The sequence below is a fragment of the Pedobacter jaeyakensis genome (assembly GCF_054461315.1).
Map to the genome: position 1 here is coordinate 2,520,085 of NZ_CM136921.1, position 25,100 is coordinate 2,545,184.

Genomic DNA, 25,100 nt, shown 5'->3' on the forward strand with positions numbered 1-25,100 from the left:
TTAGCTATTTTCTTTCCATTGATGGGTATTGTCTTCAAAAATCTCTTTACCCCATATAGGCAGTTCAGCTTTAAGACGTTCTACAATTTCAGCGCAGGCATCAATCGCCGGTTTACGACGTTTTGAAGATGCAAATACAAACAGGCAGATTTCTCCAACATTTACACTTCCTAAACTATGATGAATGTGTAAGCATTCCAGTGGATATTTCTCAAATATATTTTCTCTTATTGATTCCATTTTCTCCAATGCAAGTTCTTCGAAAGCCGAATATTCAATGCTCGACACATATTTATCACCCACCTGATCCCTGCGTACCTGGCCTATAAAAATACTATGACCCCCAATATTAGTTTTTGAAGAATGTTTAGCAATGCTGTCGGCTATGAAAATAGGCGCGATTGGTCCTTTGGTGAAGATATTTTTAATTTTTTTTTCGTTCATAATAATGCTGTCAAGTGTTTGCGCCATCTTGATACGCCGCCCTTAAGGTTGAAAATGTTTTTATCAATGCCAAACTTTTCTTTCATGGCCTCCGCAGCAGCCTCGCTTCTTATTCCATGCTGACAAATCAAAACAATATTTTGCGCCTTGATATCCCCATTCATAAATTCAGGCAGTTCAGATACAGGAACCTGTCGGATAAGTGGGCTGTTGAGTTTTGGATATTCATGTCGCTCCCTCACGTCAATCAAAATCGTAGATCGCTTATTTAATATCGAAAGAAGTTCTTCGCCGTCAATATCAATAAAATGTAGGTCAGTACCGGCTTCAACGCCTTCATCAGTTGTATTTAGGAATTCCGCTTCATTTTTCGGAATCGTATAATTCTCGGGAGCTGCAGAGATTGAAATTTCATAGAACATCTGGGTCAGCAGGTTATAGTTGAGCAGTTTGTTGATGAGTGGCGTGCCAATTTTGGTAATTAATTTAATGACTTCCGCAGCTTGCATCGTTCCTATAATACCTGGTAAAACTCCGATCACGCCATTTTCTTCACAATTGGGTATTTCATTTTGGCTGGGCTGAACGGGGAAAATATCACGGTAATTCGCTCCGGGAAATTCATCGTTTCCGACATTAAATATTGCAATCTGACCCTCAAATCCAGAGACAGCACCAAATACAACTGGCTTTTGCATAACGTGGCATGCGTCATTGATCAAATATCTTGATTCAAAATTATCTGTTCCGTCGAGAACATAATCATATTGTCTTACCAACTCCAATATATTATGTCGTTGAATTCGCTGGGAATAGGCAATTATATTTATATCCGGATTTAAATCTTTTAATTTTCTTGCCGCTGTTGTTGCTTTCAGTTTTCCGATGTCGTTGCTGTCGTAAAGCACTTGTCGCTGTAGGTTGCTCAACGAAACTTGATCATCGTCTACTATCCCAATGCGCCCTATTCCTGCTGCTGTTAGGTACTGCAATGCCGGACAACCTAGACCCCCAGCACCAATAACCAACACACTTGCTGCATTCAATTTGGTTTGTGCCTCAATTCCAAATCCTTTCAGAATAATCTGCCTATTGTAACGTTCGCTATCCATAGGTTAGCCTCCAGAAAAGGGAGGCATTATTGCAATTACGGGTTGCTCGCCAAAATTTGTGTTCTGTTGAACAAGTCTATTGTTTAATGCCAACTTATACTTAACCTGTTTTAGTTTAGGGAATTTTTCCTGAAGATAGGAATGAAACGTGTCAGTGTCTGAAACGCCTTCAACCATGATCTTTTGGCTTTCAATAAACTCAGCTATTTTTCCAAAACTAATAATTTCGATTTCCATCATACTAATTTACCTGAAATACTGTAATGCTGCTTAACCCCTTAACAAATCTTCTACCAGTTGCGCGGTCGGTAGGAGATATAATCGCAATGTTCCCGCCTTGTTTCCCGGAATCCGTTTCGTAGCTAATCAGAACCATTACCTGATCTCCAATTGGAGAATTAAAAAGCTCGTTCCAGGAATACACAACTTTATAATTGTCATTAGCTGTACAAACAAAATAGTATTCACTTAATGTCTTCGGTGAATCTGAAATTATTTCTACTTTTGTTAGAATCTCTTTAAGCAATACGCCTTTAACGTTTAAAATCTTACCTTTTCGTACCATTAGGTGATTGTATACGGTCATACTATCAAGGCTTGATATTTTGTATTTTTTTAAAGAAGCCAGATTAATCGTTATGGGTTGTTTTACTTTGCCGCTGATTACAAACTGAGTACTTTCCTGAGCATGAACAGCCGATATCATTACTGATAACAACAAAATAAAAAGAGATCTCATTTTAAGCATGTGTGAATAATAATTTATAGGCCGCGAGCGCAAGAACGCATGCCAGAACATTTTTTAATACATTTTGATGAAACTTCAATGCTCCAAAATAGGCACCCAAAATACCACCTGTAAAGGCAACAGCAACATAACCAAGCATATGGATATTGAATTCAAAACCCTTAATGAGCTGTCCGCCCAAACCTGCTACCGAATTTACAAAAATAAAAGCTGCGCTAATGGCAGCCGTTTGCTTTTGGTCGGCCCATTTGAGCATCAATATAACAGGAGATAAAATAATTCCTCCTCCGATACCGATCATTCCCGATAAGAGGCCGATGATTCCACCAATTAACAAAGATAATGGGACATTGGCCGATCTAAGATCTTTTGGGTCCGTATTTTTAAAAAATATAAAACGAACAACGGGAACCAGTAAAAGCACACCCAATATTTTTTTATAGATCGAGCTTTCTATGACCATCATGCCTCCGATAAAAGAGAGAGGTATGGAGGCGAGTGCAAATGGCCAGAATAATTTCCATCTAAAATGACCGCCACGATAAAACTGAAGAAACGAAGTAGAGGAGACAAAAAGATTAAGTAATAAGGCTGTCGGCTTCATAACCGCTGGAGCAACTGCAAATAAAGCCATTAATGCGAGGTATCCACTAGCACCGCCATGTCCAACAGAGGCATATAGAAATGCAACGATAAAAAGCAAACAGTAAAATAGGATAAAAGTTGTTTCCATAAGTTAATTGGGTAATAACATAACAGTGACAACATCGCCAGTCTGAAAGCGGTCTTTGTTAGCTTCTAAACGAATCAAACAATTTGCCTTTGCAAAAGAACTCAACTGGTATGATTCCTGTGCACTTAATGGCGTCGCCGACCCATCCTTATAATATCCTTTCAAAAAATGTGTTAGTCCAATTGGTTTACCGTAATCATGCGTCAAAGATGCGCTAATCTCCAATACACTATTTTCTTTATTTGATAATATCGCAAGTGCTGGAAGCACGTAGTTGTAAAAACAACTCAAAACAGATGATGGATTTCCAGGTAGTCCGAAAATCAGTTTATTCTCCTTTTTCCCAAAATACAAAGGCTTTCCTGGTTTCTGTTTAACCTTGTGAAAACATTGAGTTACATCAGATAATTTGGTTGCCTCGACCACAAAATCGTAGTCGCCTACGCTAACTCCCCCTGTAAGGAGTACAACATCACTGCTCGTTAGTGCTTTGCTAAGCGCATCCGTAACAGCACTCAGGTTATCCTTCGCTTCTAATATTTTGATGTTTGTTATTCCTCCTTGTTTTAGTGCAGCACTCAATAAAAAGGAATTGGATTCGTAAACCTCGCCATAGGCTAATTTCTTCCCCGGTTGCTGTAACTCGTTGCCAGTTAAAATTATTGAAACACTGGGCATTGGATATACATACAACTCAGCAATGCCGATACCAGCCAAAAAGCCAACAGCCGCCGGACTTAGGTAACTTCCTTTTTGCATTGCCAATGCTCCCTCTTTAATTTCACTGCCTTTTTCCCTTACATTTCCTCCGGCCTTAAGTTGCGTGTCCAATATTTTGATTTTACCTGAGATAAGCTCCACCTTTTCTTGCATCACCACCGTATCTGCACCTTCTGGTAAAGGTCCTCCAGTAAATATTCTTGTTGCCATTTGGCCACTTATAAAAAGGGGAGTGGAGGTTCCTGCAGCCATTTCTCCGGAGACAAGCAATTCCTCTGAAACATTACTAAAGTTAAATGCATATCCATCCATAGAAGATTGCCGGAACGCAGGAATGTCCAAAGTACTGATTACATCACAAGCCAAAGTGTGCCCAAAGGCATTAGCCAGTTTAACTTTTATGGGACTTAGTGGACTTACGTTATCTATAACAAGGGCTCTTGCTTCATCAACAGAAATCATTCATTTATCCTCCAATGGTAATCATACTTCTATTTACAATAGCGTCTGCAACAACCTGTTCAAAATCTTTATTCAACTGTCCACCCAGCTCTTTCTTCTTACTCCATATGCCAGCATGGATCAAAGGAATCACATCGCAGCCGGTTCTCAAAGCAGTAAGTAAATCTGTTTCACTATCAGAAAAAAGGCAGTTTTTTAATTTCCCGTCAGCCGTTAAGCGCATGCGATTGCAAGTTTCACAAAACGGAGCTGTCATTGTGCTTATTATGGCAAATGAACCTTCATGTCCGGGAATCATAAACCTTTTCGCGGTGTCATGTAATTCGCCTTTTACCGGCAATATTTCATATTTTTTTTCAACGGCAGTCTTGATTTCTTCCAATGAACACATTTGGTTACTTGTCCACTTATTTCCACTGAAAGGCATAAACTCTATAAATCTAACTTGTATAGGATTGTACTTTGTCCAGGCAATAAAATCAGGTATTTCGCCATCGTTCATACCCTTCATAACTACCATGTTCACCTTAACTGCAATTTCATGCTTTAAAAGCAGTTCAATATTATTCTTTACCTGATGGAAAACATCCCTTCGCGTGATCAGTAGAAATTTTTCGGGTTGAAGTGTATCCAGGCTGATGTTCACACTTTTTACTCCTGCAGCGATTAATGCAGGTAGCATTTCGTGTATTCTGGTTCCGTTAGTGGTAATGACCAGCTCCACGGGCAATTTTCCTAGAGCAGTAATGATTGATGCTGCATCTTTTCTAACCAGTGGCTCTCCACCAGTTAAGCGTATTTTTTTTACCCCCTGCGCTACAAAAATTTCTGCAAGTTTGATAATTTCATGGGCCTGCATTAATCGCGATGCGGGAGTGAAGTCATATTCTTCTTCCGGCATACAATAAAAACATCGGAAATTGCAATTGTCGGTCAATGATATACGCAGGTAATCATGTACCCTTCCAAAAGAATCTGCTATCATCTGTCCAGTTGCTTTAGTGAAATTTAATGCCATAATGCTGCCCAATATGACATTTCAAAAATAGCTGTTTCCGAATCATATTGATGAAGTTTAACAGGTTTTTATAAAAATAAAGGAATTTCGGGGTTGGGGGATGGTTGAGAAACAAAAAACGGGGGAAAAATCTTTAAGAAAAAGACCAAACTCCCCCGTCTAAATTAACGCTCTCGAGACAAATGTAGAACTCTTGTCTTGTATATACAAATATTTCCAGAAAGAAAATTTAACCCGCTGGTAGCCAGTTAAATTAAATTTTGTAAGCTTTTAGAAAATTGTCCACGTAGGCAACCATCTCAGGAGATAAGTTTTCCGCCCCTACATTAGTCAGTTTGTGTTGAGCAGAATTAAATTTCTCAATAAAGGTGCCTGTCTCACTATTGAATTTTAAATACCCTTGTTCAAAGTATCTTTCTTCAATATCACCGGAGGCATCCATGGAATTGAAGGTTAGCTGTACCACTTTACCCGAAGCCCGGTCTACACAAAGCCATTTGTAAATATCAGATTTGGGTGCCTGCACAGGCAGGTCTGTTTGCTTGATCTCAAGTATGGATATCGAACCATTCTCGAGAAGATAAAGGCAGTTAAAAGAAAGTTTCATAGGATCCCCGAAAATACAAAAAATACGGCTGCCCAGAAGTTTTTTTTAAAATGTTTAATACCTGTAAAAAAGTAGGTATTAAACGCAACTATTAGTGGTAACTAACGACTATCCTTTTTTGCTCTTGTTGAAAGAAAATCTTCTCGAAATACTAAAGCCCCATCTGTATTGCCCCTTTAACCAAGAACTTGTCGTTTCAGGGATGTATTGCATTTCCTGGATGGCCGTAGCGTTGGTGAAATTCAGGTGAAACACATGGCCTCCGGTTTCCATTTCTAGACCAACACCAAGGGGATTGTAGAATTTAGTTAGACTGGTATTTTCCAGGTAACTTTGATCGTCTTTATTCCTAAATGGGAGGAAATAGTCTACAACGATAGCCATACGCTTACTTAATTTCATACGGCCGCCTGCCCCAATTGCAAACAAATCATTCTGATCTCTAAATCGCGTAAAGTTCCGGTGTATATAAGTCGGGATTACGGTAATAGATAAATTCGATTTAAACTTCCTCGCGATGATCATTTGGGTAACATAGTTCATACGGTTGCTAAAATTTTGATAAGCGGTGGCGGATGCAGGGTCATCATGATTAGTAGCAACGGCAGCTATCGTATTACTGCCAAAAAGTGTTACACCCACAGGTATATAATCATCTGTTGTTTGTTCAATCAGTTTGAATTTTAAGCTTCCCTCATACAATTGCTGTACAGCCGTGGCACCTTTTGATCTGGCAAGGCCAATGGTTAGCCGGTCAGACAACCCGTATTCAAAACCAATCCGCACATCAGTTGAATTGTCAAGCCCAAAAAATTGCCGTATTCCGCCATTCCCTCCGGCAATATCACCAAATCTATGATCTACCTTAAAATCGAGTTCATTTTTATAAATGGTTTCATTGGTATGACCGTTAATTAATTTAGTAGACTTAAAGGTTGCCATCACTTTTTCATGGCCAGGTCCGTTATCAATTTCTTTCTCAAGATCAGTCTGAGCAGTACATATTAGCACTGGTAATATGAAAATTAGCAATAGTAGTGTTTTCTTATTCATACAATTTGGATTAGTTCTTGGATTGGTATAGTGCCAGTATTTTAACTTCTACGAACTCGGCGATATTTTTAAATACAAGGGATGGAATTTGGATTTTATGGTCGGCAATCCTTACTTTAAATGACGTACTGGCTGTCATTTTCCCTCCATTCACCACCAGTTCCGCCGCATTCTGGTAAATCTTACTCACCCCATGGATAGATAATATACCTTCAACCTTTACAGGGTAAGTTCCATTTACAACTGGGTTGTAGTCGCCGATGATCTTCCCCTTAAATTCTGAGAAGGGATACTTTTCTGATTCCATGTAGTTTTCGTTGAAATGCTCCTGCATTAATTTCTTTTTGAATTGAAAGGAGGTATTGCTTACTTTAAAAATTAGTTCGCCTGTCCTCAGGTCTAAAGCAGAACTTGCAGTATTGCTTTTGGCTTCGATATCTTCCAGGACGGTACTGGAAAAAAACGAAATCGATGCATTTTTGCTAGTCATGATGTGCTGCGCTTGAAGCGCATGGCCGATAAGAAAAAACACTAATAGGAGGAAGGGATGTCTCATAAATAATAAATTAGTTTTCTGGTAAACCATTTTCAAACCATTTGCTGAGGGAGGCTAACTCTGTAGCAGTCAGACTTCCGCCCTGAGGCATTCTTTTGGAAACTATGACAGCTTGTTTAATTCTTTCTGCATTCGCTTTAACCGAAGCATAGCCGTTCAGTGTAAAGAAGCCTGCATCGGCTTTTCCTGGCGCGTGACAGCTACTACATTTACTCTGAAAAAGTGCCTCAGTAAAATTAGCGTAAGTTATTTCAGTGCCGGGTGTTTGCGGAACGTCAGGTGCATCTGGCGTCATTTCTTGCGCTTGTTTTTTTGTACAGCTCGCCAGTATTAAGTACAATACAATTAGTGTAAAGTACACGAAGTGATGCTTTTTCATATTTTATGAGTTAGTTGTTTAGTGGAACAGTAGTTAACGTTAATATTGGCCAAACGCCTGGGGTTGGTACACTTACACCCTTGGTATCACCTCTTTTTGCATCGGGGCCAAAATAATAAAGCGGATGCCCTTTATAGGTCAGCTGTTTTTTTCCAACCGAGGTGATTTCCATAACTGAAGACTTACTAATTACCGATGGAAGGTTTAATGCATCAGATTCGAAAATAGGCCAGGTGCCATTATTGCTCAGATCTGCTTTAGTATATGTGTTTAAGTTATAGGTGTCCGGGGAATAAGCATATAGGGTTCTGCCTCTTGAATCTGTAAGAAATTGGGTAATACCAACTCCCTCTTTATGATCCGCTACATAATTTTTTCCATCATTGCCCACAAGCTGGATGTTAGCCAGCATCATGGAATAATCTGGTTTTGCCACAAACCAGTTACCTCCAACACCGTCACCCTTTACGTCGGCTACTGCTGCGTCAGATGCGTAGTAATATAAAGGCCAACCTTTATAGGTGGTTTGCTTTTTGCCATCTGCCCTAACGATAGTGGCGATGTCGGCACTGGCTATTCCAGTGGGCAAAGTGGCATCTTCTGCATAAAACACAGGCCAAACCAGCTCACAATTTCCCGTACACCCTGAAGTGCCGTTTGCATCATTTGCGAAGAAATAGAGTGATTTTCCTTTGTTATCTGTTAGTATGCTTCCAAAAGTAACACTCGTGGTCAGCTTAAGACTAGTTTTTAGAACTGGTTGCTGCTCAACGGGGGTAGGCGCTGCGGGGGTTTCCGGCGCAGATTCATTTTTAGAGCAAGCGGTTGCCAAAAGCACACCGGGCAAGAATAAATAAACCAGCAATTTTTTCTTAGATTGTAACATTTCAAATCAGATTTTAGTGAGGTAATTTGTTGATTGATAAGGTTACGGAGACGACTGAAAAATAGTTGCCAGTTAAATTTAAAATGGGTTAAAAATATTTGTTAACTAATTAAATTCTAGTGTATTAAATGTTACAAATATATTTTTTCCAGTGTTGGCAACCTTTTTAGCATAGCACACGTATCACTAGAAAAATGATTAATAATTAAGCTCAAAACTTAGGTGCAGGGAATAATTAAAGGATGCCTTAGTAACGACAGGAATAGTCAATATCTGCTCTATAAAGAATTTTATAGTTATGGAATGGCTATATGCCGGAGGTATGCCATGAACGATGACGATGCAGCAGATGTTTTGAACGATGGATTCCTGAAAATATTTAACAACATCCACAAATACGATCCGGACCGGCCATTCAAAAGTTGGCTAGGGAGGATACTAACAAATACAGCGATAGACCACTACAGATTGAATCTGAAATTTAGTGATCATGTCGATATATCTGAATATGAACAAATAGGAACAGGTGCTGTAGTCTACGATCATTTGGCATATCATGATTTACTAAAGCTAGTTCAGGAGCTTTCTCCTGCTTACAGGATGGTGTTTAACCTATTTGCGATTGATGGTTATTCCCACGAAGAAATTGCGGAGACACTGAATATCTCGGTCGGAACCTCAAAGTCAAACCTTTTCAAAGCGCGACAAAAGCTGCAGGATAAAATTAAACAGCTAGATAACTCCGGAAATCACACTCCGTTAACAGAAATTAGGATACAATACGGGTCGTAAGACTTTGAAAATATACACCTACCAATGAAGAATGAAAATGAATTTGATCAATTTTTTAAAACGGGCTTAGGAGATCCTGAGATTCCATTTAACAAATTGGATTGGGAAAAAATGGAAAACCTATTGAATTCCCAACAGAAGAAACCCATGGTGCCACTATGGGTATATACCGTTAGTGGTATTGCTGCGGCTTTGATAATCGTTATGTTTTGGCTACTGTCCGATACTCAGCAACCAATACCCGCAAAAACAGTTGTAAAACTAAAGGCCAACGTTAAGCCATTATCTCCACAGACTCCAGATACTAAGACGCCGTATCAGGCTGTTGGAATAAAAGATGATACAGGGACTTCCACTAAAAAACATGCTGTGGTTAGAAGGTTTGGGAAAATGGATGCTATTCCGAATTCAATAGATTCAGCTGGGCAATCGTTTGCAAATATCAAGGCAGATCAAATGGTTTTAGATGCGGTTATAAAAAACTCGACAAACACAGCAACTATTGAAACAACAACAGTAGCGGATGCAGTGATTTCACCTACAGCGGCAGAAGCTACAGCTGTAGTTCCTGTTAAGGAAATGTCCGCAATCAAACCAATTACTAAGGAAAGTAAAAGTCCATTAAGCTTAACTCTTGTAATTGCACCAGATATTTCCAGAGTAAGCTCTGGCCTAAACTCAAAACTCAGTTCAAATTTTGGCGTGTTGGTTAATTATTTGGCTGCTAAGAAATTGGGTATAACAACAGGTGTAGTTTATGCAAAAAAATATTATAACTACGCGGGAATAAATAAAGGCGCATATGGTAATGCAGACAAGCCCTGGGAAGTAGATGCAGATTGCGACGTATTGGACATTCCGCTGAATGCAAGCTATAGCGTATATAGCAAAAAAAATATATCAATCAGCCTCAATACAGGTCTATCCAGCTATTTTATGTTAAAGGAAAAATATAAATACATTAATCAGGACCAGAATGGCACAAATATTTCTACACTCGTAATTGATAATAAGAATCAGCATTTATTTGGAGTAGCCAACTTTTCTGTCAGCTTTGAGCACAAGGTTAGCCAGAAGTTGAGCATTGGATTACAGCCATTCTATAAAGTTCCTTTAACTGGTATTGGCTACCACAACAGCAATTTGAACTCCAAGGGGGTTGCGTTTAGTCTAACGTTAAATAAATAAAGCCGGTGATTTCCCTTTCACCGGCTCATTACTAAACATCAAAACAGAGTTTTTAATACGAGATGAATTATCCTCTTTTACACATTGATTTACGAGAAATGGTGTCGGGCGGATTTAACCTTTAGAAGCTTTTTATTAAAAGTGCTAATAATTGTTTTAAACAAAATCAAATTCTTAGTGTTCATTAAAAAAACGAAAAAGTTATGAAGTTTAAAAAATTAGCAGCAAGTATAATTGCTCATAAAAACAATAACGGAGAGGTTGCAGTGGCTGTTATTGCCGGTTTGGCTATAGGTGCTGCGCTTGCAGTTTTATTAGCTCCTGAACGCGGCGAAGATTTCCGCGAAGGTATCGCCGGAAAAGCAAGAGGGTTTGGGTCGAATTTGAGAGATGAGTTGGCGTCACTAAAAAAGAGAATTTCTGGTGAAGAAGTGGAAGAAGAAACCGTTGAAGAAATTCCACACTACCAACAAACAACGGTTAAAAAGCCAAAGTCCGATATCAAAGACTTAATTCATGAGGCTCACACCAGCGCTCATCACACAGAGCACTCAATCGGCTAACGATTAAGGAAGTTAGGCATTTGCTGAATGGAGGGTATCATTTGCATCGCATAGCGCTGCATCCAGATATCCTCTAAAATCTTCGAAGAATTCAATTTTCTCTGAAAAATTTGTGGCCTCACCGATGCGGGAATAGTGTTCTCGGAGCTCGGCTAGACCCTGTTCAAAAAAGTTCTGAAAAGAAGTTGGGTCGATTTGGTTCAGCTTCTCTATCACCAGTTGATAACTGTTAAAAATCGCGGCTATGGAAGTCATGTCTGAATTGAGATTTGACTCAGAAGAGTCTTTGCATAGCAAGTTTAAAAGGTCTTGAATTTCCGTTTTTTGTTTCATTTGGTTATCTGGTTAAAGCGTTGAAATAAAGATAATTAATCAAATCCTATTGCATCGCTTTTTTATCTTAGTAAGTTCTTCAAGGATAACAAATGGCGTATAAACCGCAATCAAGAATAATATTATTCAAAATTTATTCAGAATTCAATCTGACCTTGTCTGTTCAACTTAGACAAAGAATGCGAGTACATATTGGAATGATGGTTTGGAAGGAAGCGAAGAACCATGGAATCACTCAAGCCCAGTTTGCAAAGCAATTGAAAGATAGAGGTATTGCTTATGCCGATTTTTTTCAGAGCGAGGTCATTGATGCAGACATATTAGTTCATATCAGCGATATTCTTAATAAGAATTTTTTTTCGTATTATGAGCCTGCGGAAATGCCGATCGCATTATCAAATAAAAAACTTCATCAGCTTAAAGATAAATTGGTTGCGTTGCGTGAAGTACTGGAAAAGAAAGATAAGCTGATCAGGTCGCAGGAAAAATACATTAAATCGCAAGAAAATTTGATCAAAACTCTGGAGAAGAAGTGGTCTGAAGATTAGATTGTAATTGCAATTGCTTAATTAAATAGATACAGATGTTTAAACGATTATTCACAATAATCCTTACTCTGGGCATTATCACAAATAGCTTGGCCCAAACTAATGATACCATTGCGCTTCCTATGGATACCGGTTCGGTGAAAGGTCCAACTAAAGCGAATTTCAAATCATTTATAGTTCCGGGAGTTTTCATAGGCTATGGTCTGATCTCACTCACAGGAGATAACGTAATCAGGAGATTGGATTACACGACAAATGCTGAAATGAGGGAAGATTATCCTGGCTTTGCCTTAAAAGTGGATAATTATACACGCTATGTTCCGGCAGTAGCGGTTTATGCACTGGATATTATGGGTGTCAAAGCAAAAAATAATGTGGTCGACAGAAGCATTATGTTGGCCACGTCGTTCGCGGTTGCTTCTGTAAGTGTGGGCGCTGTGAAAGTCATAGTGGGGAGAACTCGTCCAAATGGGGCAAATAACGTGTCCTTCCCGTCCGGGCACACTGCGTTGGCATTTATGACGGCCGAATTTTTAAATCAGGAATATAAAGATCGTTCCATATGGTACAGCATTGGTGGATATGCCATGGCAACTGGTACCGGTATATTGCGTCTGTATAATAACGCCCACTGGGTTAGTGATGTTGTTGCCGGAGCCGGTTTCGGGATTTTATCTACCAAAATAACCTACCTGGTGTATCCCTATATTAAAAAGAAGTTGTTTCATAACAAGCCAGTAAATGTGATGGTAAGTCCTGACTATCAAAACGGGAGCCTTGGCTTTAATTTAGTCAAAAGGTTTTAACATGAAAATACTGATAGTCGAAGATGAGCGTGAACTAGCAAACAGCATGGCAATCTACCTCTCAGGGCAAAATTACCTTTGCGAGATGGCGGCCGACTATCACCAGGCTATGAAGAAGATAGCATCTTATCAATACGATTGCATTTTATTAGACATCATGCTCCCTGGTGGAAGCGGTATGGCGATACTTACCGAGCTTAAAGCACAAAATAAGCAGGACGGTGTAATCATCATATCGGCAAAAAATGCCTTGGAAGATCGGATCAGCGGACTGGAGCTGGGCGCAGATGATTATCTGTCTAAACCATTTCACCTATCAGAATTATCCGCTAGGATTCACTCCGTAATAAGGCGTAAGAATTTTGCTAATTCCAATACAATACAGCAGCACGAAATCAAGATTGACCTACTGGCTAAAGCCGTTACTGTGCACGATAAGCCTATTTCCCTAACCAAAAAGGAGTTTGATTTGTTGTTGTTTTTTATTGGAAATAAGAATAGGGTGCTGTCTAAAAGTGCATTGGCAGAGCACCTTTCCGGAGATTTGGCGGATATGCTGGATAACCACGACTTCATTTACGCGCACATTAAAAATCTAAAGAAAAAACTTACGGAGGCCGATAGCGGAAGCTATTTGAAAACTTTGTACGGGAATGGTTACAAATGGGAAATATGACCAAACTGCTTGATAAGCCACTTAAAGCATTTACCATCTACGCCTTTTTGGTATTGCTATGCAGCATTCCTGTTTATTTCTTTATGGTTGATCGGATTTGGATTCATGAAGTAAATGAACATAACCTAATCGTTAGCGAATCTACCAAGCAGAACTTGATACGCTTAAAGCTTAGCAATGCTGAACTAGATACTGCAACTCAACTTTGGAACAAATTAACACCGGAAACAAAATTACAGGAAGAGAAACAGTTGCGATCAGATAGTTCTTACACCGTATACCGAAATAATACTTATTTACCTGAAAAGGGATATGACCGATATCATGGTTTGGTTACCTACTTTAAGTTAAACGACAGGATATATAGCTTAACAGTAGAAACCAACATTGAAGAAAGCTATGAAACTATTGCGGACATCACCTTTCTCACAGTAGTGTTTTTCATTATTTTGCTGCTGGGTTTTGTGAAGCTGAACAAGAGAATTTCGGCCAAACTTTGGCGCCCTTTCTACAGCACGCTGGAAAAAATGAAAGCATTTGATTTGAACAAAGAGCAACACATCTCTTTTGAAATTACAGATGTTAACGAATTTGAGGAAATGAATAACAGTATCAATAAGCTCGTTTCCAGCAATGTTGCGGTATTTAGACAGCAAAAGGAATTTACTGAAAATGCTTCACACGAGTTGCAAACACCTCTGGCAATTGTACAAGCAAAATTGGATTTGTTGGTACAGGATGCATTCCTAACAGAAAGCCAGTCGGCCATAATAGAAGATACCCAGAAAGCCTTAAGCAGAATTTCAAGGATCAATAAAAATCTGTTGTTATTGGCCAAGATCGAGAACCAACAGTTTATGGACAAAGAACTGATCACGATGTCTGAACCGATAAATGATATACTCAATTTATTGTCTGGCCTGCTTGATGAGAAAACGATCAACCTGAAAGTCCTTCAGGATGTACAGGTGGAAAGCAACAAAATCATGGTTGAAATACTGTTAACGAACTTGATGATGAATGCAGTGCGTTATAGTGGGCCAAATGCAGAAATAAATATGATATTGGCTGATGGTCAATTGAGTGTCAGTAACATTGGTTCAGAATCGCTGAATGCCAGCAAACTCTTTAAACGTTTCAGTACTGCCGCTTACCAAACGCCTGGTAGTGGTCTGGGCTTATCAATTGTTAAACAAATCTGTAGTAGATACGGCTGGGAAATTCTATACGATTATCTGAATCAGCAACATACATTCACCATCATATTTAACCCATAAATACATAAGAATCTAAGTCATAAGTAGTCCCATTTCTAAATGGTCAGGGAACAATTTATATTTAGAATACTATTGTAAAACTGTGTTTACCGCCTGCATAGCAATAGGCGATCTCCCAGTTATTGTTAATGCAAATTTGTTTGATGATTGCTAAACCAAGGCCATTACGTTTGGCATCTCGACTACCCTTAGTGAACCTTGTGAACAATAGTGATTCTGAAAATGTCAGCAGCGGACCATCGTTAACCATCACTAGTTTTTTTTCATTCAGTTCAATAAGTACTTCAGCACCTGTCTGAGCATGGTTAATGATATTAGAGAACAGGTTGGTGATTAAAATGTCTATCAATGATGCACTTGCGAAAACTGCCTTGTCCTCCAGCTTTAAACTCATCCGGAGCTGCTTGTGCGATAACAGATCTTCCAATAACTCGTAGTTTTTCTTAATGATATCGGACAGCTGTAGCCAAGCCTTATCCTCAAAAACATCGTTCTCCAGTTTGGCCAGTAACAACAATCCTTTATTTACTTTACTTAACCGGCTTACCGCTGTTTTAGCATCGTTAAGTAACGGAATCAATGCCTCATCAAGGGGATGCTGGCCCATATTTTCTAATCTGGTCTTTAGGATACTAAGTGGTGTTTGTATTTCGTGGGATGCATTTTCTGTAAATTGCTTTAATGCGGCATATTCTCGTTTACTTCGATCAGCAAGATCTGTGAGGACCAAATTCATTTCGCGAAATTCTACGACATCTGTATCTGCCAATTTTAACTCCTCATTTGATCGTACACTATAGCCTTTCATTTTCTTTAAATTGATAAGAAAGGGATTCCATATTTTCCTGCTGATAAAGTAATTAGTCAAAGTGCCCAGCACAACCAGCATAATTGCAATAGCGATAAAGATAAATCCAATCGTAAGAGAATAATTGGACCATCCAATGTAGGTAGTCATTACTTTGATGCGGTAATAACTATTGCCAATTTTTTTGCTGCCTGCCAGGTAATAATATCCTTCATTCACATCTTGTAACCGATCGTAGATGAGCGTATCCTTAAACACTTTGGGTATTTTCATTACTGCATCAGTACCCTTTACTACCTGGACCAATGGGAATGATACCGTTCTACCCAGGTCAATCTCATGGGCAACCATATCTGTCTGAAGCTCCAGTTGTTCTTCAATTTCAGTTGAGATCTCCGTCCGTAAAAAGAGATACAGCAAAAATCCCGTTAAGCACAGTACAAATAGGCTGAGCCAAAAGTAATAGTGACTTATTTTACTAAGCAACCGCATCAATGGGAAAATTTATAGCCTATACCATAAATGGTTTTAATGTAATCCTTGCCTGATACTGTGCTTAGCTTTTTTCTTAAGTTTTTCATATGGACATATATGGTGTCAAAATTGTCGTTTTGATCAAAGTGGTCTCCCCATAAATGTTCAACAATAGAAGCTCTGCTTAAAATTCTGTTTTTGTTTATCACGAAATAGATCAGTATATCACATTCTTTTCTAGTCAGGTTAATTTCCTGGTTTTTAAATGAGACAGCTTTAGAAAGCGGCTCTATTTTAAAGTCGTCAAAGCTAATTTCTATTTCACCTTTAAGTGCTTTGCGCCTGTATATGGCGTTTATTCTAGCGTTTAATTCTTCGAGAAAAAATGGTTTGGTTAAATAATCATCAGCACCTAGGTTTAAGCCAGAAAGCTTGTCTGATAAAGAATGCTTAGCGGATAGAATGATTATTCCTGTTTCCAGATTTTTCTGCTTAATTCTCTTAATCAAATTGATGCCATTCCCATCGGGCAGCGTAATGTCAAGAATTACCATGTCATATAAGTAATCCCTCAACTTCTGTTCTGCGGCGGTAAACGTATTGGCCAACTCACATATAAAATTTAAGGAATTAAAATAACATCCTATCTCATCAAGCAGTACAGGCTCATCTTCTACGAGCAGTATTTTCATTTATTTAATTTTAATTAGAATACTTCTAAATCTTTAGAAAATCTTTAGAATCGTTTATAATCTTTGTTGCGTCACTACTATTTAGACTTATTACAAACAATATTACTAATTAAATTATACAAACCCTTATGATGAAAAGAAATTATATGAAAAGCACTGCATTGTTGGCCCTCCTGTGTATAGGTATGGTATCTTGTAAAAAAGACGATAACAAGCTACCTGAAACAAAAACACCTTTACGACCTGCAATTGACTACGCTAAATTGGTTGATGGTACTAAATATGATGCTACCAATACCATTTTTGTAGACGCCTCAGGTAAATCTACAATTGATCTTACTACAGGAAATTTCAGATACAGAGCATTTCAGGGAATCAACACTTATGCTGGTTTATGGAAAACCCAAACGCTTGATGGTAACGTTTTGAAAAAAATGTATGCCAACTCGGGTAGTCCTTTTACCGTAATTTCTAATCCAGCACCAGCTGATTTTGCCGCTTTAAATGCATCTGGTGTTCAATTGCGCAATGTTACTGCTTCTTCTTTGAGCGCTGCTGATGCAGAAGTGGTAAGACTGAAGATAGAATCTGATATGACAACGCTTGCAACCATAAGTGCTTCGGCAAATGTTCCGGCCTCTAAAGGTGTTGCCGGATTTGTATCTACCACAAGCGGTGCCAGTGTAGTTACTAAATATATTGTTGATACTAAAGGTTTTGAAACGCCTCAAATCATTCAAAAAGGATTAATCGGTGCTTTTGATCTTGATTATATTTCAAATGTATTGTTGGTTAAAGGGTTAGAGGCTGATAACTATACACTAGTATCAGGTAAAAATTACACGCAATTAGAGCAAAACTGGGATGAGGCTTACGGTTCATTAACCTTAAATCCAATTTATCTTTTAGGTTCTACTGATGCGGTAAGAGGTACTACAGAATCATTCCTTGGATCTTACATCTGGGAATATGGTAAACCAACTACCAGTGCAGATTACAACTATACCAAGGTTTATGCTGCTTTCTTAAAAGGAAGGGCTGCGATAGTAAACAATGACATCACCGAATTGAAAAAACAAGCTGATATCATCAGAAAGTCAATGGAGAAGGCTATCGCCGGAGCTGCATTAGGCTATCTTGCTAAATGGAAAACAGGTACTGATGAAGGAATTCGTGCACACGCAATGGGCGAAGGTTTGGGCTTCGTTTATTCTTTACGTTTCGCTACATTGAGTGGTGGTTCCGCAGCTTTTTCCGATGGTATTCTAACTAATCTGGTTGGGTCTGCCGGCGGGTATTGGGATCTAACCAATGATAAAATTAATGCTGCTGACGCTGCAATCAGAGCTAAATTTGGCTTGTAAGTATCTTATAGAATAAAATTGAATTGGGTTACAGTCTCCGCTTAGAGGGACCGTAACCCAATTTTATCGTTATCATAATTTGTATAATAAACTCATGAATTTATCAAAATGGAAACAGGCAGGAATACTTTGCCTAATGATCGTAAGTATTTATGCCTGCTCTAAAAACAAAACCACCGATCCTGAACCGGAGGTAAAACCAAGCGTAGACAGAAAGGCTTTGCTAACTTACCTTGCAGATGATCTAATTATTCCCTCTTACGCCAATTTTAAGATTAAGTTTGATCTGATGCTTAACAAAGGTGACGCTTTTACCGCGGCGCCAACTGTGGCTTCTTTAACTGATTTTAGGACCGCATGGGTAAACGCTTATGTGGAATGGCAGAAGATTGAATTGATTGATGTGGGGCCGGCTCAAGCGCAAACAATTCGTTCATTTTTCAATATTTATCCAACTAATGTTGCCAATATTAATGCTGGTGTGGCAAGTGGTACTGCAAACTTCGATTTGCCATCAACTTACGCGCAACAGGGTTTTCCGGCTATCGACTATTTAATTAATGGACTAGGCACTACCGATGCTGAAATTGTAGCTAAGTATACTACCGCCGCTGATGCTGCTCAAAGAATCGCTTATCTAAAGAAGGTAACTGCGCAGATGAACACCATTTTCACTAAGGTATACACGCCCTGGACAACAGGCGGCTACCGCGATGAGTTCATTAACAAAACTGGTATTGATGCCAGTTCTTCTCTAGCGGTGTTGGTGAATGGGTATGTTTTAAATTACGAGCGCTACATACGTTCTGGTAAATTTGGTATACCGTCTGGCGCTATGGCAAATGGAGTAGTTTCTGCCGATAAGGTGGAGGCGGTTTACAAAAAGGACATCTCGCTAACCTTAGCTAAAACGGCCCAACAGGCATCTGTAGATTTCTTTAATGGTAAAAGTGTTAAAACCGGTTCGGAAGGTCTCTCTTTTAAAACTTACCTAAACACATTGGGTGCTAAAGACAGCCAATCCACAGTAACCCTTTCTCAATCAATCGTAAGCCAGTTTGCCACAACTACCGGAAAGCTTAACCTACTTACTGAAAACCTCAATTCAGAAGTGAAAACCAACAATCAAAAGATGATAGATGTATATACAGAGATGCAAAAGTCTGTACGGATGCTAAAGGTCGACATGACTTCTGCCATGAGCATTACCATCACATATACTGATAATGACGGGGATTAATACCTCTTTATTAGATGAATAACTATTTTCAAAAAACAACACATGCAGCGCCTATAGCCATTTACAGAATGGCTATAGGCATTATGCTTTTCTGCAGTATTGTTAGATTTTGGACAAAGGGTTGGATTGCAGAGTTGTACATCAAGCCCTTGCACTTCTTTTCCTTCTACGGCTTTGAGTTTGTAAAACCATTGGGCAATTACACTTATTTGTTGTTTTTTGTATGCGGACTGGCCGCTTTGATGCTTGCATTTGGCTGGTTTTATCGCGCTGCCAGCGTCATCCTTTTCTTAAGCTTTACCTATATAGAGCTGATGGACAGGAGCACATACCTAAATCATTACTACTTTATGAGTGTGGTGCTTTTTATCCTGATTTTTCTGCCTGCAAACCGATATTACGCTGTCGATGCCTGGAGGAAGCCAAGCATCCTGGCCGACCAGATCCCGAAATGGAACATAGATATTTTAAAGCTGATGATGGTGATCTTGTATTTTTATGCCGGTTTGGCTAAACTCAATAGTGATTGGCTCATGAAAGCTTTACCACTTAAGATTTGGCTGCCTGCTAAGAATGACATTCCTGTTATTGGCTGGCTTTTTAATTATCCAGCTACTGCTTTTGTTTTCAGTTGGTTCGGCTGCGCCTACGATCTAAGTATTGCCTTTTTATTATGGAATAAGCGCACACGAGTTATCGCCTATATTACTGTAGTCGTATTTCACGGCTTAACAGCCATCTTATTTCCCATTGGGATGTTCCCATATGTGATGATCGTTGCGGCTTTGATATTTTTCCCGGCTAGCGTTCATCTTCGGGTCATTAATTTGCTCAATAAGCTTTTCAGGCAACCTACGGGCTTTTTGCAGCCAAATAAGACATTCCACTATCCAACTGCTCTACAACAGCTGGTACTTGGGATGTTTGCCATTTTTTTTACATTTCAATTGTTGTTTCCGTTCAGGTACCTGTTGTATCCTGGTGAGCTGTTCTGGACAGAGGAGGGATATCGCTTTTCTTGGCGTGTGATGCTTATGGAAAAAGCCGGTTATGCGCAATTTACCATTAAAGATGCCAATGGGAAATTCGCAGTAGCCAACAATAACGAATTTTTAACCGTATTACAGGAAAAAATGATGAGCACACAGCCAGACATGATCCTGCAGTATGCACATATTTTGCGCGACCATTACACCAAACTTGGGTTTATAGCTCCAAGGGTTTATATAGATTCCTACGTTGCCTTAAACGGCAGGGCAGGGAGAGTTTTTATCAATCCAAACACAGATCTGGCTAAAGAGGAGGAATCTTTCCAGCATAAAACTTGGATTTTACCACTGAACGATGAAATTAAAGGTTTTTAATATACTATGCTTCTGTTTGCTTGCAGTTGCTGCCTCGGCTCAAGACACGACCAAAACCATCAAATCGGATACCACAGCTACGGGTAATAAATTGAAGGAAGTTCAAATCAAGAACAAGAAAACCAACTTTGGTTTCTCTCACCTAAAAGGCGTAGAAAACCTGGGGATTTATGAGGGTAAAAAATCTGAAGTCATCATCCCTGATCAGCTGGTTGCCAATCTGGCTACCAACAATGCCCGACAAGTTTATTCAAAGGTTGCCGGACTAAATATCTGGGAAAGCGACGGCGCAGGACTCCAGCTAAGTATAGGCGGTCGCGGTTTAGATCCCAACCGGACCTCCAACTTTAATGTTCGCCAGAATGGCTACGACATTAGTGCAGACGCCCTGGGATATCCGGAAAGCTATTACACCACGCCAAACGAGGCCGTAGGTCAGATACAAATTGTCAGGGGTGCCGCTGCATTACAATACGGTACACAGTTTGGCGGCTTGCTCAATTTTATTATGAAAAAGCCTGTGGCGGATAAGCCTTTTGAACTAACCCTACGCCAAAGTCTGGGTTCTTATAATTTTTACAACAGTTTTACCAGCGCCAGCGGTACTGTTGGAAAGCTGAGCTATTATGCCTTCTTCCAATACAAAAAAGGAGATGGCTTTAGGGGCAACTCAGATTTTAATGCCTATACCGGATTTGCCAACGTCAATTACCAGTTCAATGAACGCACCAAAATTGGTGCGGATTATACCCATATGAATTACCTGGCACACCAGCCTGGTGGCTTATCTGATGCCATGTTTGCAGAAGATCCGTCACAAAGTAACAGGGAACGCAACTGGTTTAAGGTAGACTGGAACGTATTTGCCGCCTATTTAGATCATAAAATTAACGCGAACAGCGAATTTAACTTGAGGGCATTCGGTTTATCTGCTAACCGTTATACTGTGGGCTTCAGACCAAACCGCGTAGCCACTATAGATTTTGGCACAGAACCCCGGGATTTGATCAAGGGCGATTTCGACAACTGGGGCCTGGAAGCCCGGTACCTCAACCGATACGAATTGTTTAATAAGAGATCTGTCCTGTTGTTAGGAGCCAGATATTATAAAGGCCATAACCACAGTGTACAGGGCATGGGAAGTACCGGCGCTGATGCCAATTTTAATCTGGTACAACCAGAAATCTTTACCTTAAATGATTTCACATTCCCCAACAAAAATCTTGCATTGTTTGCAGAGAACATCTTCTACGTAACAGACAAATTTTCTGTTGTTCCGGGTGTTCGATATGAATATATCCATACCAAATCAGATGGGTTTTACGCTAATATTTCTTATGATCTGGCGGGTAACGTGATTTCCAACGTGCGCATTCCTGAGACGAGGAATGATAAACGTAACTTTCCTTTGTTTGGTCTGGGCCTAAGCTACAAACCGACTACAACTGTAAACGTATATACCAACCTTTCTCAAAACTACCGTTCTATAACATTTAGCGACATGCGGACTTCTAATCCATCTGCATTTATCTCTCCCGATTTAAAGGATGAAAAAGGCTATTCCTTTGATTTGGGTGTGAGGAGCGAGCAAACCAGTCTATACGCCTATGATGTAAGTGCCTTCTTGTTAAATTATAACAATAGAATTGGTGAGTATGACTTTTCTCCAACACCAACAACCACAGGCAGGTTAAGAGATAATATTGGTCAGGCCGTGATTATTGGTATAGAGTCCTATGGAGAAGCTGATTTGCTAAGGTTACTGACTACAGAAGAAAACAGCTACAGCGCAGTGGTTTTTGCCAATACCGCTTTCATCAAATCTAAATACCGCAGAAGTCAAATCCCGGGTGTAGAGGGAAATCAGGTAGAGTTTGTTCCGGATTTAAATATCAAAAGCGGCATTAGGTTAGGCTACAAAAACTTAAAAGCCTCATTCCAGTATACACACTTGTCAGATCAGTATTCTGATGCCACCAATGCTGTAGATGGGGGCGTATCGGCAGTGATAGGGCTGATTCCTGCCTATTCGGTCATGGATGCCAGCGTGTCTTACGAGTATAAAAGGTATAAAATTGAAGGCAGCGTAAACAATCTGGCTGATACCTACTATTATACAAGAAGAGCTACGGGTTACCCAGGTCCAGGTATTTTACCGTCTGATAACAGGACCTTCTTTTTAACCTTGCAGGTTAAACTGTAAGTCGTACAGAATTTCTACATAATTGACCTATAGTTTAGCGCTATAGGTTTATTTTATGAAATTTAAATTCGTTTTTCTAGGATGTTTGTTGGCCGTGGCATCCCTTTCAAATGTTGGTATGGCGCAAGTAAAAGATAGCCTTACCTATAAACCGAGGCTGCGGGAATTTGTTGTGCCAGTTACGTTCATTGGTTATGGTGCGCTTTCTGTTATCGGAAATAATCCGGTGCGCGCCCTGGATTTTACCACCAAAGATGAACTTACGGAAGACCATCCAAAGTTTGCAGCACATGCTGATGATTACCTCCAGTTCGCACCTGCTGCTGCGGTGTATGCCCTTAACCTTGCCGGCATAAAAGGAAGGCACAGCTTAGGTGATGCCACAGGTTACTTCTTATTGTCTGAACTCATCATGAATGCTACTGTGCATTCTATTAAAAAGATCAGCAGTCGCGAGCGACCAGATCATTCCGGCTTTAATTCCTTTCCCTCCGGGCATACAGCAAACGCTTTTGCCACAGCAGAGTTTTTAAAACAGGAGTATAAGGATGTATCGCCATGGTACGGCTACGCCGGATATGGTGTGGCTTCTGCTACTGGGATACTCCGGATGTACAACAACAGACATTGGCTAAGTGACGTGGTCGCGGGTGCTGGTTTTGGAATATTATCCACAAAGGTTGCCTACCTACTCTATCCTAAATTAAAAACCTTAGTTATGGGAAAGAGAGGTGCTAATTACAACCTGGTCCCTTCTTATCAACAAAAACATTTTGGATTTTCTTTTAATGGCAGGTTTTAACAAATATATCGCCCTCGTAATCGGTGTTCTCTGTCTCAGGGCTCAAATTACAACTGCACAGCAAAAGACGAATGCGGCAAAAACGCTCGATTTTTTTATTGAACGCGCCACCGCTACCAGTCCTCTTTTGAAAGATTACAGCAACCAGTTGTTAATGACCAGTATTGATAGTCTGCGGCTTAAAGCAAGCTATGGCTTGCAGGTTATTGGCAGCTCTACAGGTATGTATGCCCCCATTGTGAAAGGATATGGTTTTGATGATGTGATTACGAATGGTCAGGCACTTGATGCCTTGCTGAGTGCCAATTACGCCATTACTGGCAAGGGATTAAAAGCCAATCAGTTGCAGGCCATTAGGTTGCAAAGGGATTCCATTACCTATGCCACATCGCTTTCAAAGCTCGACTTACGTAAAACCATCAGTGAACAATACATTGCCGCTTATGCCAGTCAGCAGCAGGTTAATTTCAACCGCGAAATATTTAGTTTACTTAATAAAGAAGACCAGGTGCTGAAGACCTTAACCCGTGCGAATGCCTATAAGCAAACAGAATACCTTACTTTTCTGGTTACTTTCAAGCAACAACAATTGCAGTTTAAACAAGCAGAGCTACAATTCAAAAATGACCTCCTAACGCTCAATTACCTTTCAGGCATTGCTGATACTGCTACTGTTGAATTGGCTGAACCGATGTTAAGAGATAGCAATCTGATTGCTTGTGAACGGAGTTTCTTTACCAAAAGATTTGAATTAGACAGCCTCAAAGCTGAAAACGACAGGAAAGCAATTGACTTGAGTTATCAGCCCAAAGCAAGTGTTTATGTAAACGGTGGCTACAATTCTTCGCTTACGCTGCAACCGTATAAGAATTTTGGAACCAGTGTTGGTTTTACCATTGCGCTGCCATTATATGATGGCCACCAAAGGAAAATGCAGTATGACCGTGTTAACCTTCGCGCCCAAACCACCACCGCATACCGGCAGTTTTTTAGTCGCCAACAACAGCAGCAGCTCAATTTACTAAAGCAACAAATCTCTGCCACAGATGCCACATTTCAGCAAATTAACGACCAGATCAAATTAACAAAAGGACTTATAGATGTAGATGCCAAATTGTTGCGTACCGGCGATGTCAAGATCGCTGATTTTGTAATCGCAATAAACAATTACCTGGCAGCGCAGAATTTATACAGGCAAACCAATATTAACCGCTTAAAGTTGATCAGTCAGCTCAATTACTGGAACAGATAA

The 25,100-nt window shown here is 39.7% G+C and carries 28 protein-coding genes; 13 read left to right on the plus strand and 15 right to left on the minus strand.

Annotation, left to right across the window (positions count from 1 at the left end; genetic code table 11):
• The 12 genes from ACXZ1K_RS11230 to ACXZ1K_RS11285 form a co-directional block, all read right to left on the minus strand.
• Positions 1 to 444, minus strand: a complete 444-nt coding sequence (locus ACXZ1K_RS11230) for a molybdenum cofactor biosynthesis protein MoaE (RefSeq protein WP_458969756.1) — start codon at positions 442 to 444, stop codon at positions 1 to 3.
• A complete protein-coding gene (gene moeB, locus ACXZ1K_RS11235) occupies positions 441 to 1,556 on the minus strand; it encodes a molybdopterin-synthase adenylyltransferase MoeB (protein WP_458969757.1) in 1,116 nt (371 codons plus the stop codon). The genes ACXZ1K_RS11230 and moeB overlap by 4 nt, the downstream gene beginning before the upstream one ends.
• Positions 1,557 to 1,559: 3 nt before the next feature.
• Positions 1,560 to 1,796 carry a MoaD/ThiS family protein gene (locus ACXZ1K_RS11240; RefSeq protein ID WP_458969758.1) on the minus strand — a complete coding sequence of 79 codons (237 nt, stop codon included), beginning with the start codon at positions 1,794 to 1,796 and terminating at the stop codon, positions 1,560 to 1,562.
• Position 1,797: 1 nt separating this feature from the next.
• Positions 1,798 to 2,295: a molybdopterin-binding protein gene (locus ACXZ1K_RS11245; protein ID WP_458969759.1), complete on the minus strand. Its 498-nt coding sequence runs from the start codon at positions 2,293 to 2,295 to the stop codon at positions 1,798 to 1,800.
• Position 2,296: 1 nt separating this feature from the next.
• Positions 2,297 to 3,037, minus strand: coding sequence for a sulfite exporter TauE/SafE family protein (locus ACXZ1K_RS11250; RefSeq protein WP_458969760.1), 741 nt, complete (start codon positions 3,035 to 3,037; stop codon positions 2,297 to 2,299).
• 3 nt (positions 3,038 to 3,040) lie between these two features.
• Positions 3,041 to 4,219 (minus strand): molybdopterin molybdotransferase MoeA, encoded by a 1,179-nt coding sequence (locus tag ACXZ1K_RS11255; protein ID WP_458969761.1) that lies wholly within the window; start codon positions 4,217 to 4,219, stop codon positions 3,041 to 3,043.
• Positions 4,220 to 4,223: 4 nt separating this feature from the next.
• Complete coding sequence (gene moaA, locus ACXZ1K_RS11260; protein ID WP_458969762.1) at positions 4,224 to 5,237, minus strand: GTP 3',8-cyclase MoaA; 1,014 nt, start codon at positions 5,235 to 5,237, stop codon at positions 4,224 to 4,226.
• A gap of 253 nt (positions 5,238 to 5,490) precedes the next feature.
• On the minus strand, positions 5,491 to 5,844 hold the full coding sequence (locus tag ACXZ1K_RS11265) for a hypothetical protein (RefSeq protein WP_458969763.1): 354 nt from the start codon (positions 5,842 to 5,844) through the stop codon (positions 5,491 to 5,493).
• Positions 5,845 to 5,952: 108 nt separating this feature from the next.
• The gene (locus ACXZ1K_RS11270) at positions 5,953 to 6,897 is read right to left on the minus strand and encodes a DUF5777 family beta-barrel protein (RefSeq protein ID WP_458969764.1); all 945 of its coding nucleotides are present in this window, start codon (positions 6,895 to 6,897) and stop codon (positions 5,953 to 5,955) included.
• A gap of 10 nt (positions 6,898 to 6,907) precedes the next feature.
• A complete protein-coding gene (locus tag ACXZ1K_RS11275) occupies positions 6,908 to 7,453 on the minus strand; it encodes a YceI family protein (protein ID WP_458969765.1) in 546 nt (181 codons plus the stop codon).
• A gap of 10 nt (positions 7,454 to 7,463) precedes the next feature.
• Positions 7,464 to 7,832 (minus strand): c-type cytochrome, encoded by a 369-nt coding sequence (locus ACXZ1K_RS11280; protein WP_458969766.1) that lies wholly within the window; start codon positions 7,830 to 7,832, stop codon positions 7,464 to 7,466.
• A 10-nt stretch (positions 7,833 to 7,842) separates the two neighbouring features.
• Positions 7,843 to 8,718, minus strand: a complete 876-nt coding sequence (locus ACXZ1K_RS11285; RefSeq protein WP_458969767.1) for a hypothetical protein — start codon at positions 8,716 to 8,718, stop codon at positions 7,843 to 7,845.
• 222 nt (positions 8,719 to 8,940) lie between these two features.
• On the opposite strand from ACXZ1K_RS11285, the gene ACXZ1K_RS11290 reads away from it, so the two are divergent.
• The 3 genes from ACXZ1K_RS11290 to ACXZ1K_RS11300 all read left to right on the plus strand — a co-directional run bounded on the left by ACXZ1K_RS11290 (position 8,941) and on the right by ACXZ1K_RS11300 (position 11,261).
• Complete coding sequence (locus ACXZ1K_RS11290; RefSeq protein ID WP_458969768.1) at positions 8,941 to 9,510, plus strand: RNA polymerase sigma factor; 570 nt, start codon at positions 8,941 to 8,943, stop codon at positions 9,508 to 9,510.
• A 24-nt stretch (positions 9,511 to 9,534) separates the two neighbouring features.
• A complete protein-coding gene (locus ACXZ1K_RS11295) occupies positions 9,535 to 10,698 on the plus strand; it encodes a porin family protein (protein WP_458969769.1) in 1,164 nt (387 codons plus the stop codon).
• 203 nt (positions 10,699 to 10,901) lie between these two features.
• Positions 10,902 to 11,261 (plus strand): YtxH domain-containing protein, encoded by a 360-nt coding sequence (locus tag ACXZ1K_RS11300; RefSeq protein ID WP_458969770.1) that lies wholly within the window; start codon positions 10,902 to 10,904, stop codon positions 11,259 to 11,261.
• A gap of 12 nt (positions 11,262 to 11,273) precedes the next feature.
• Here ACXZ1K_RS11300 and ACXZ1K_RS11305 read toward each other — a convergent pair whose 3' ends face one another.
• Positions 11,274 to 11,594 carry a hypothetical protein gene (locus ACXZ1K_RS11305; protein WP_458969771.1) on the minus strand — a complete coding sequence of 107 codons (321 nt, stop codon included), beginning with the start codon at positions 11,592 to 11,594 and terminating at the stop codon, positions 11,274 to 11,276.
• Between the two features lie 179 nt (positions 11,595 to 11,773).
• Between ACXZ1K_RS11305 and ACXZ1K_RS11310 the strand changes: the two genes are divergently transcribed.
• From ACXZ1K_RS11310 to ACXZ1K_RS11325, 4 genes are read left to right on the plus strand one after another with little or no spacing between them, the layout of a single operon-like run.
• Positions 11,774 to 12,142: a hypothetical protein gene (locus ACXZ1K_RS11310; protein WP_458969772.1), complete on the plus strand. Its 369-nt coding sequence runs from the start codon at positions 11,774 to 11,776 to the stop codon at positions 12,140 to 12,142.
• Positions 12,143 to 12,177: 35 nt separating this feature from the next.
• On the plus strand, positions 12,178 to 12,948 hold the full coding sequence (locus ACXZ1K_RS11315) for a phosphatase PAP2 family protein (protein WP_458969773.1): 771 nt from the start codon (positions 12,178 to 12,180) through the stop codon (positions 12,946 to 12,948).
• A 1-nt stretch (position 12,949) separates the two neighbouring features.
• Positions 12,950 to 13,624, plus strand: coding sequence for a response regulator transcription factor (locus ACXZ1K_RS11320; RefSeq protein ID WP_458969774.1), 675 nt, complete (start codon positions 12,950 to 12,952; stop codon positions 13,622 to 13,624).
• The gene (locus ACXZ1K_RS11325; protein ID WP_458969775.1) at positions 13,621 to 14,901 is read left to right on the plus strand and encodes a sensor histidine kinase; all 1,281 of its coding nucleotides are present in this window, start codon (positions 13,621 to 13,623) and stop codon (positions 14,899 to 14,901) included. Before ACXZ1K_RS11320 ends, ACXZ1K_RS11325 begins: the two co-directional genes overlap by 4 nt.
• Before the next feature lie 61 nt (positions 14,902 to 14,962).
• On the opposite strand, the gene ACXZ1K_RS11330 is transcribed toward ACXZ1K_RS11325, so the two are convergent.
• On the minus strand, positions 14,963 to 16,201 hold the full coding sequence (locus tag ACXZ1K_RS11330; protein ID WP_458969776.1) for a sensor histidine kinase: 1,239 nt from the start codon (positions 16,199 to 16,201) through the stop codon (positions 14,963 to 14,965).
• Positions 16,201 to 16,875, minus strand: coding sequence for a response regulator transcription factor (locus tag ACXZ1K_RS11335; RefSeq protein ID WP_458969777.1), 675 nt, complete (start codon positions 16,873 to 16,875; stop codon positions 16,201 to 16,203). Before ACXZ1K_RS11335 ends, ACXZ1K_RS11330 begins: the two co-directional genes overlap by 1 nt.
• A gap of 128 nt (positions 16,876 to 17,003) precedes the next feature.
• Here ACXZ1K_RS11335 and ACXZ1K_RS11340 point away from each other — a divergent pair, with 128 nt between their 5' ends.
• The 6 genes from ACXZ1K_RS11340 (at position 17,004) to ACXZ1K_RS11365 (ending at position 25,100) form a co-directional block, all read left to right on the plus strand.
• Positions 17,004 to 18,239 carry a DUF4856 domain-containing protein gene (locus ACXZ1K_RS11340; protein ID WP_458969778.1) on the plus strand — a complete coding sequence of 412 codons (1,236 nt, stop codon included), beginning with the start codon at positions 17,004 to 17,006 and terminating at the stop codon, positions 18,237 to 18,239.
• A 94-nt stretch (positions 18,240 to 18,333) separates the two neighbouring features.
• On the plus strand, positions 18,334 to 19,479 hold the full coding sequence (locus tag ACXZ1K_RS11345; protein WP_458969779.1) for an imelysin family protein: 1,146 nt from the start codon (positions 18,334 to 18,336) through the stop codon (positions 19,477 to 19,479).
• A 14-nt stretch (positions 19,480 to 19,493) separates the two neighbouring features.
• A complete protein-coding gene (locus ACXZ1K_RS11350) occupies positions 19,494 to 20,843 on the plus strand; it encodes an HTTM domain-containing protein (RefSeq protein ID WP_458969780.1) in 1,350 nt (449 codons plus the stop codon).
• On the plus strand, positions 20,824 to 23,046 hold the full coding sequence (locus tag ACXZ1K_RS11355) for a TonB-dependent receptor family protein (RefSeq protein ID WP_458969781.1): 2,223 nt from the start codon (positions 20,824 to 20,826) through the stop codon (positions 23,044 to 23,046). Before ACXZ1K_RS11350 ends, ACXZ1K_RS11355 begins: the two co-directional genes overlap by 20 nt.
• 55 nt (positions 23,047 to 23,101) lie before the next feature.
• Positions 23,102 to 23,848 (plus strand): phosphatase PAP2 family protein, encoded by a 747-nt coding sequence (locus ACXZ1K_RS11360; protein WP_458969782.1) that lies wholly within the window; start codon positions 23,102 to 23,104, stop codon positions 23,846 to 23,848.
• On the plus strand, positions 23,820 to 25,100 hold the full coding sequence (locus ACXZ1K_RS11365) for a TolC family protein (protein ID WP_458969783.1): 1,281 nt from the start codon (positions 23,820 to 23,822) through the stop codon (positions 25,098 to 25,100). The genes ACXZ1K_RS11360 and ACXZ1K_RS11365 overlap by 29 nt, the downstream gene beginning before the upstream one ends.

Coding starts and splice junctions, on each gene's coding strand:
- ACXZ1K_RS11285 (WP_458969767.1), bottom strand. CDS start 8,718: ATGTTACAATCTAAGAAAAAATTGCTGGTTTATTTATTCTTGCCCGGT.
- ACXZ1K_RS11245 (WP_458969759.1), bottom strand. CDS start 2,295: ATGAGATCTCTTTTTATTTTGTTGTTATCAGTAATGATATCGGCTGTT.
- ACXZ1K_RS11240 (WP_458969758.1), bottom strand. CDS start 1,796: ATGATGGAAATCGAAATTATTAGTTTTGGAAAAATAGCTGAGTTTATT.
- ACXZ1K_RS11230 (WP_458969756.1), bottom strand. CDS start 444: ATGAACGAAAAAAAAATTAAAAATATCTTCACCAAAGGACCAATCGCG.
- ACXZ1K_RS11345 (WP_458969779.1), top strand. CDS start 18,334: ATGAATTTATCAAAATGGAAACAGGCAGGAATACTTTGCCTAATGATC.
- ACXZ1K_RS11300 (WP_458969770.1), top strand. CDS start 10,902: ATGAAGTTTAAAAAATTAGCAGCAAGTATAATTGCTCATAAAAACAAT.
- ACXZ1K_RS11265 (WP_458969763.1), bottom strand. CDS start 5,844: ATGAAACTTTCTTTTAACTGCCTTTATCTTCTCGAGAATGGTTCGATA.
- ACXZ1K_RS11360 (WP_458969782.1), top strand. CDS start 23,102: ATGAAATTTAAATTCGTTTTTCTAGGATGTTTGTTGGCCGTGGCATCC.
- ACXZ1K_RS11295 (WP_458969769.1), top strand. CDS start 9,535: ATGAAGAATGAAAATGAATTTGATCAATTTTTTAAAACGGGCTTAGGA.
- ACXZ1K_RS11270 (WP_458969764.1), bottom strand. CDS start 6,897: ATGAATAAGAAAACACTACTATTGCTAATTTTCATATTACCAGTGCTA.
- ACXZ1K_RS11310 (WP_458969772.1), top strand. CDS start 11,774: ATGCGAGTACATATTGGAATGATGGTTTGGAAGGAAGCGAAGAACCAT.
- ACXZ1K_RS11330 (WP_458969776.1), bottom strand. CDS start 16,201: ATGCGGTTGCTTAGTAAAATAAGTCACTATTACTTTTGGCTCAGCCTA.
- ACXZ1K_RS11280 (WP_458969766.1), bottom strand. CDS start 7,832: ATGAAAAAGCATCACTTCGTGTACTTTACACTAATTGTATTGTACTTA.
- ACXZ1K_RS11305 (WP_458969771.1), bottom strand. CDS start 11,594: ATGAAACAAAAAACGGAAATTCAAGACCTTTTAAACTTGCTATGCAAA.
- moeB (WP_458969757.1), bottom strand. CDS start 1,556: ATGGATAGCGAACGTTACAATAGGCAGATTATTCTGAAAGGATTTGGA.
- ACXZ1K_RS11355 (WP_458969781.1), top strand. CDS start 20,824: ATGAAATTAAAGGTTTTTAATATACTATGCTTCTGTTTGCTTGCAGTT.
- ACXZ1K_RS11320 (WP_458969774.1), top strand. CDS start 12,950: ATGAAAATACTGATAGTCGAAGATGAGCGTGAACTAGCAAACAGCATG.
- ACXZ1K_RS11275 (WP_458969765.1), bottom strand. CDS start 7,453: ATGAGACATCCCTTCCTCCTATTAGTGTTTTTTCTTATCGGCCATGCG.
- ACXZ1K_RS11325 (WP_458969775.1), top strand. CDS start 13,621: ATGACCAAACTGCTTGATAAGCCACTTAAAGCATTTACCATCTACGCC.
- ACXZ1K_RS11255 (WP_458969761.1), bottom strand. CDS start 4,219: ATGATTTCTGTTGATGAAGCAAGAGCCCTTGTTATAGATAACGTAAGT.
- ACXZ1K_RS11315 (WP_458969773.1), top strand. CDS start 12,178: ATGTTTAAACGATTATTCACAATAATCCTTACTCTGGGCATTATCACA.
- ACXZ1K_RS11340 (WP_458969778.1), top strand. CDS start 17,004: ATGATGAAAAGAAATTATATGAAAAGCACTGCATTGTTGGCCCTCCTG.
- ACXZ1K_RS11250 (WP_458969760.1), bottom strand. CDS start 3,037: ATGGAAACAACTTTTATCCTATTTTACTGTTTGCTTTTTATCGTTGCA.
- ACXZ1K_RS11350 (WP_458969780.1), top strand. CDS start 19,494: ATGAATAACTATTTTCAAAAAACAACACATGCAGCGCCTATAGCCATT.
- ACXZ1K_RS11335 (WP_458969777.1), bottom strand. CDS start 16,875: ATGAAAATACTGCTCGTAGAAGATGAGCCTGTACTGCTTGATGAGATA.
- moaA (WP_458969762.1), bottom strand. CDS start 5,237: ATGGCATTAAATTTCACTAAAGCAACTGGACAGATGATAGCAGATTCT.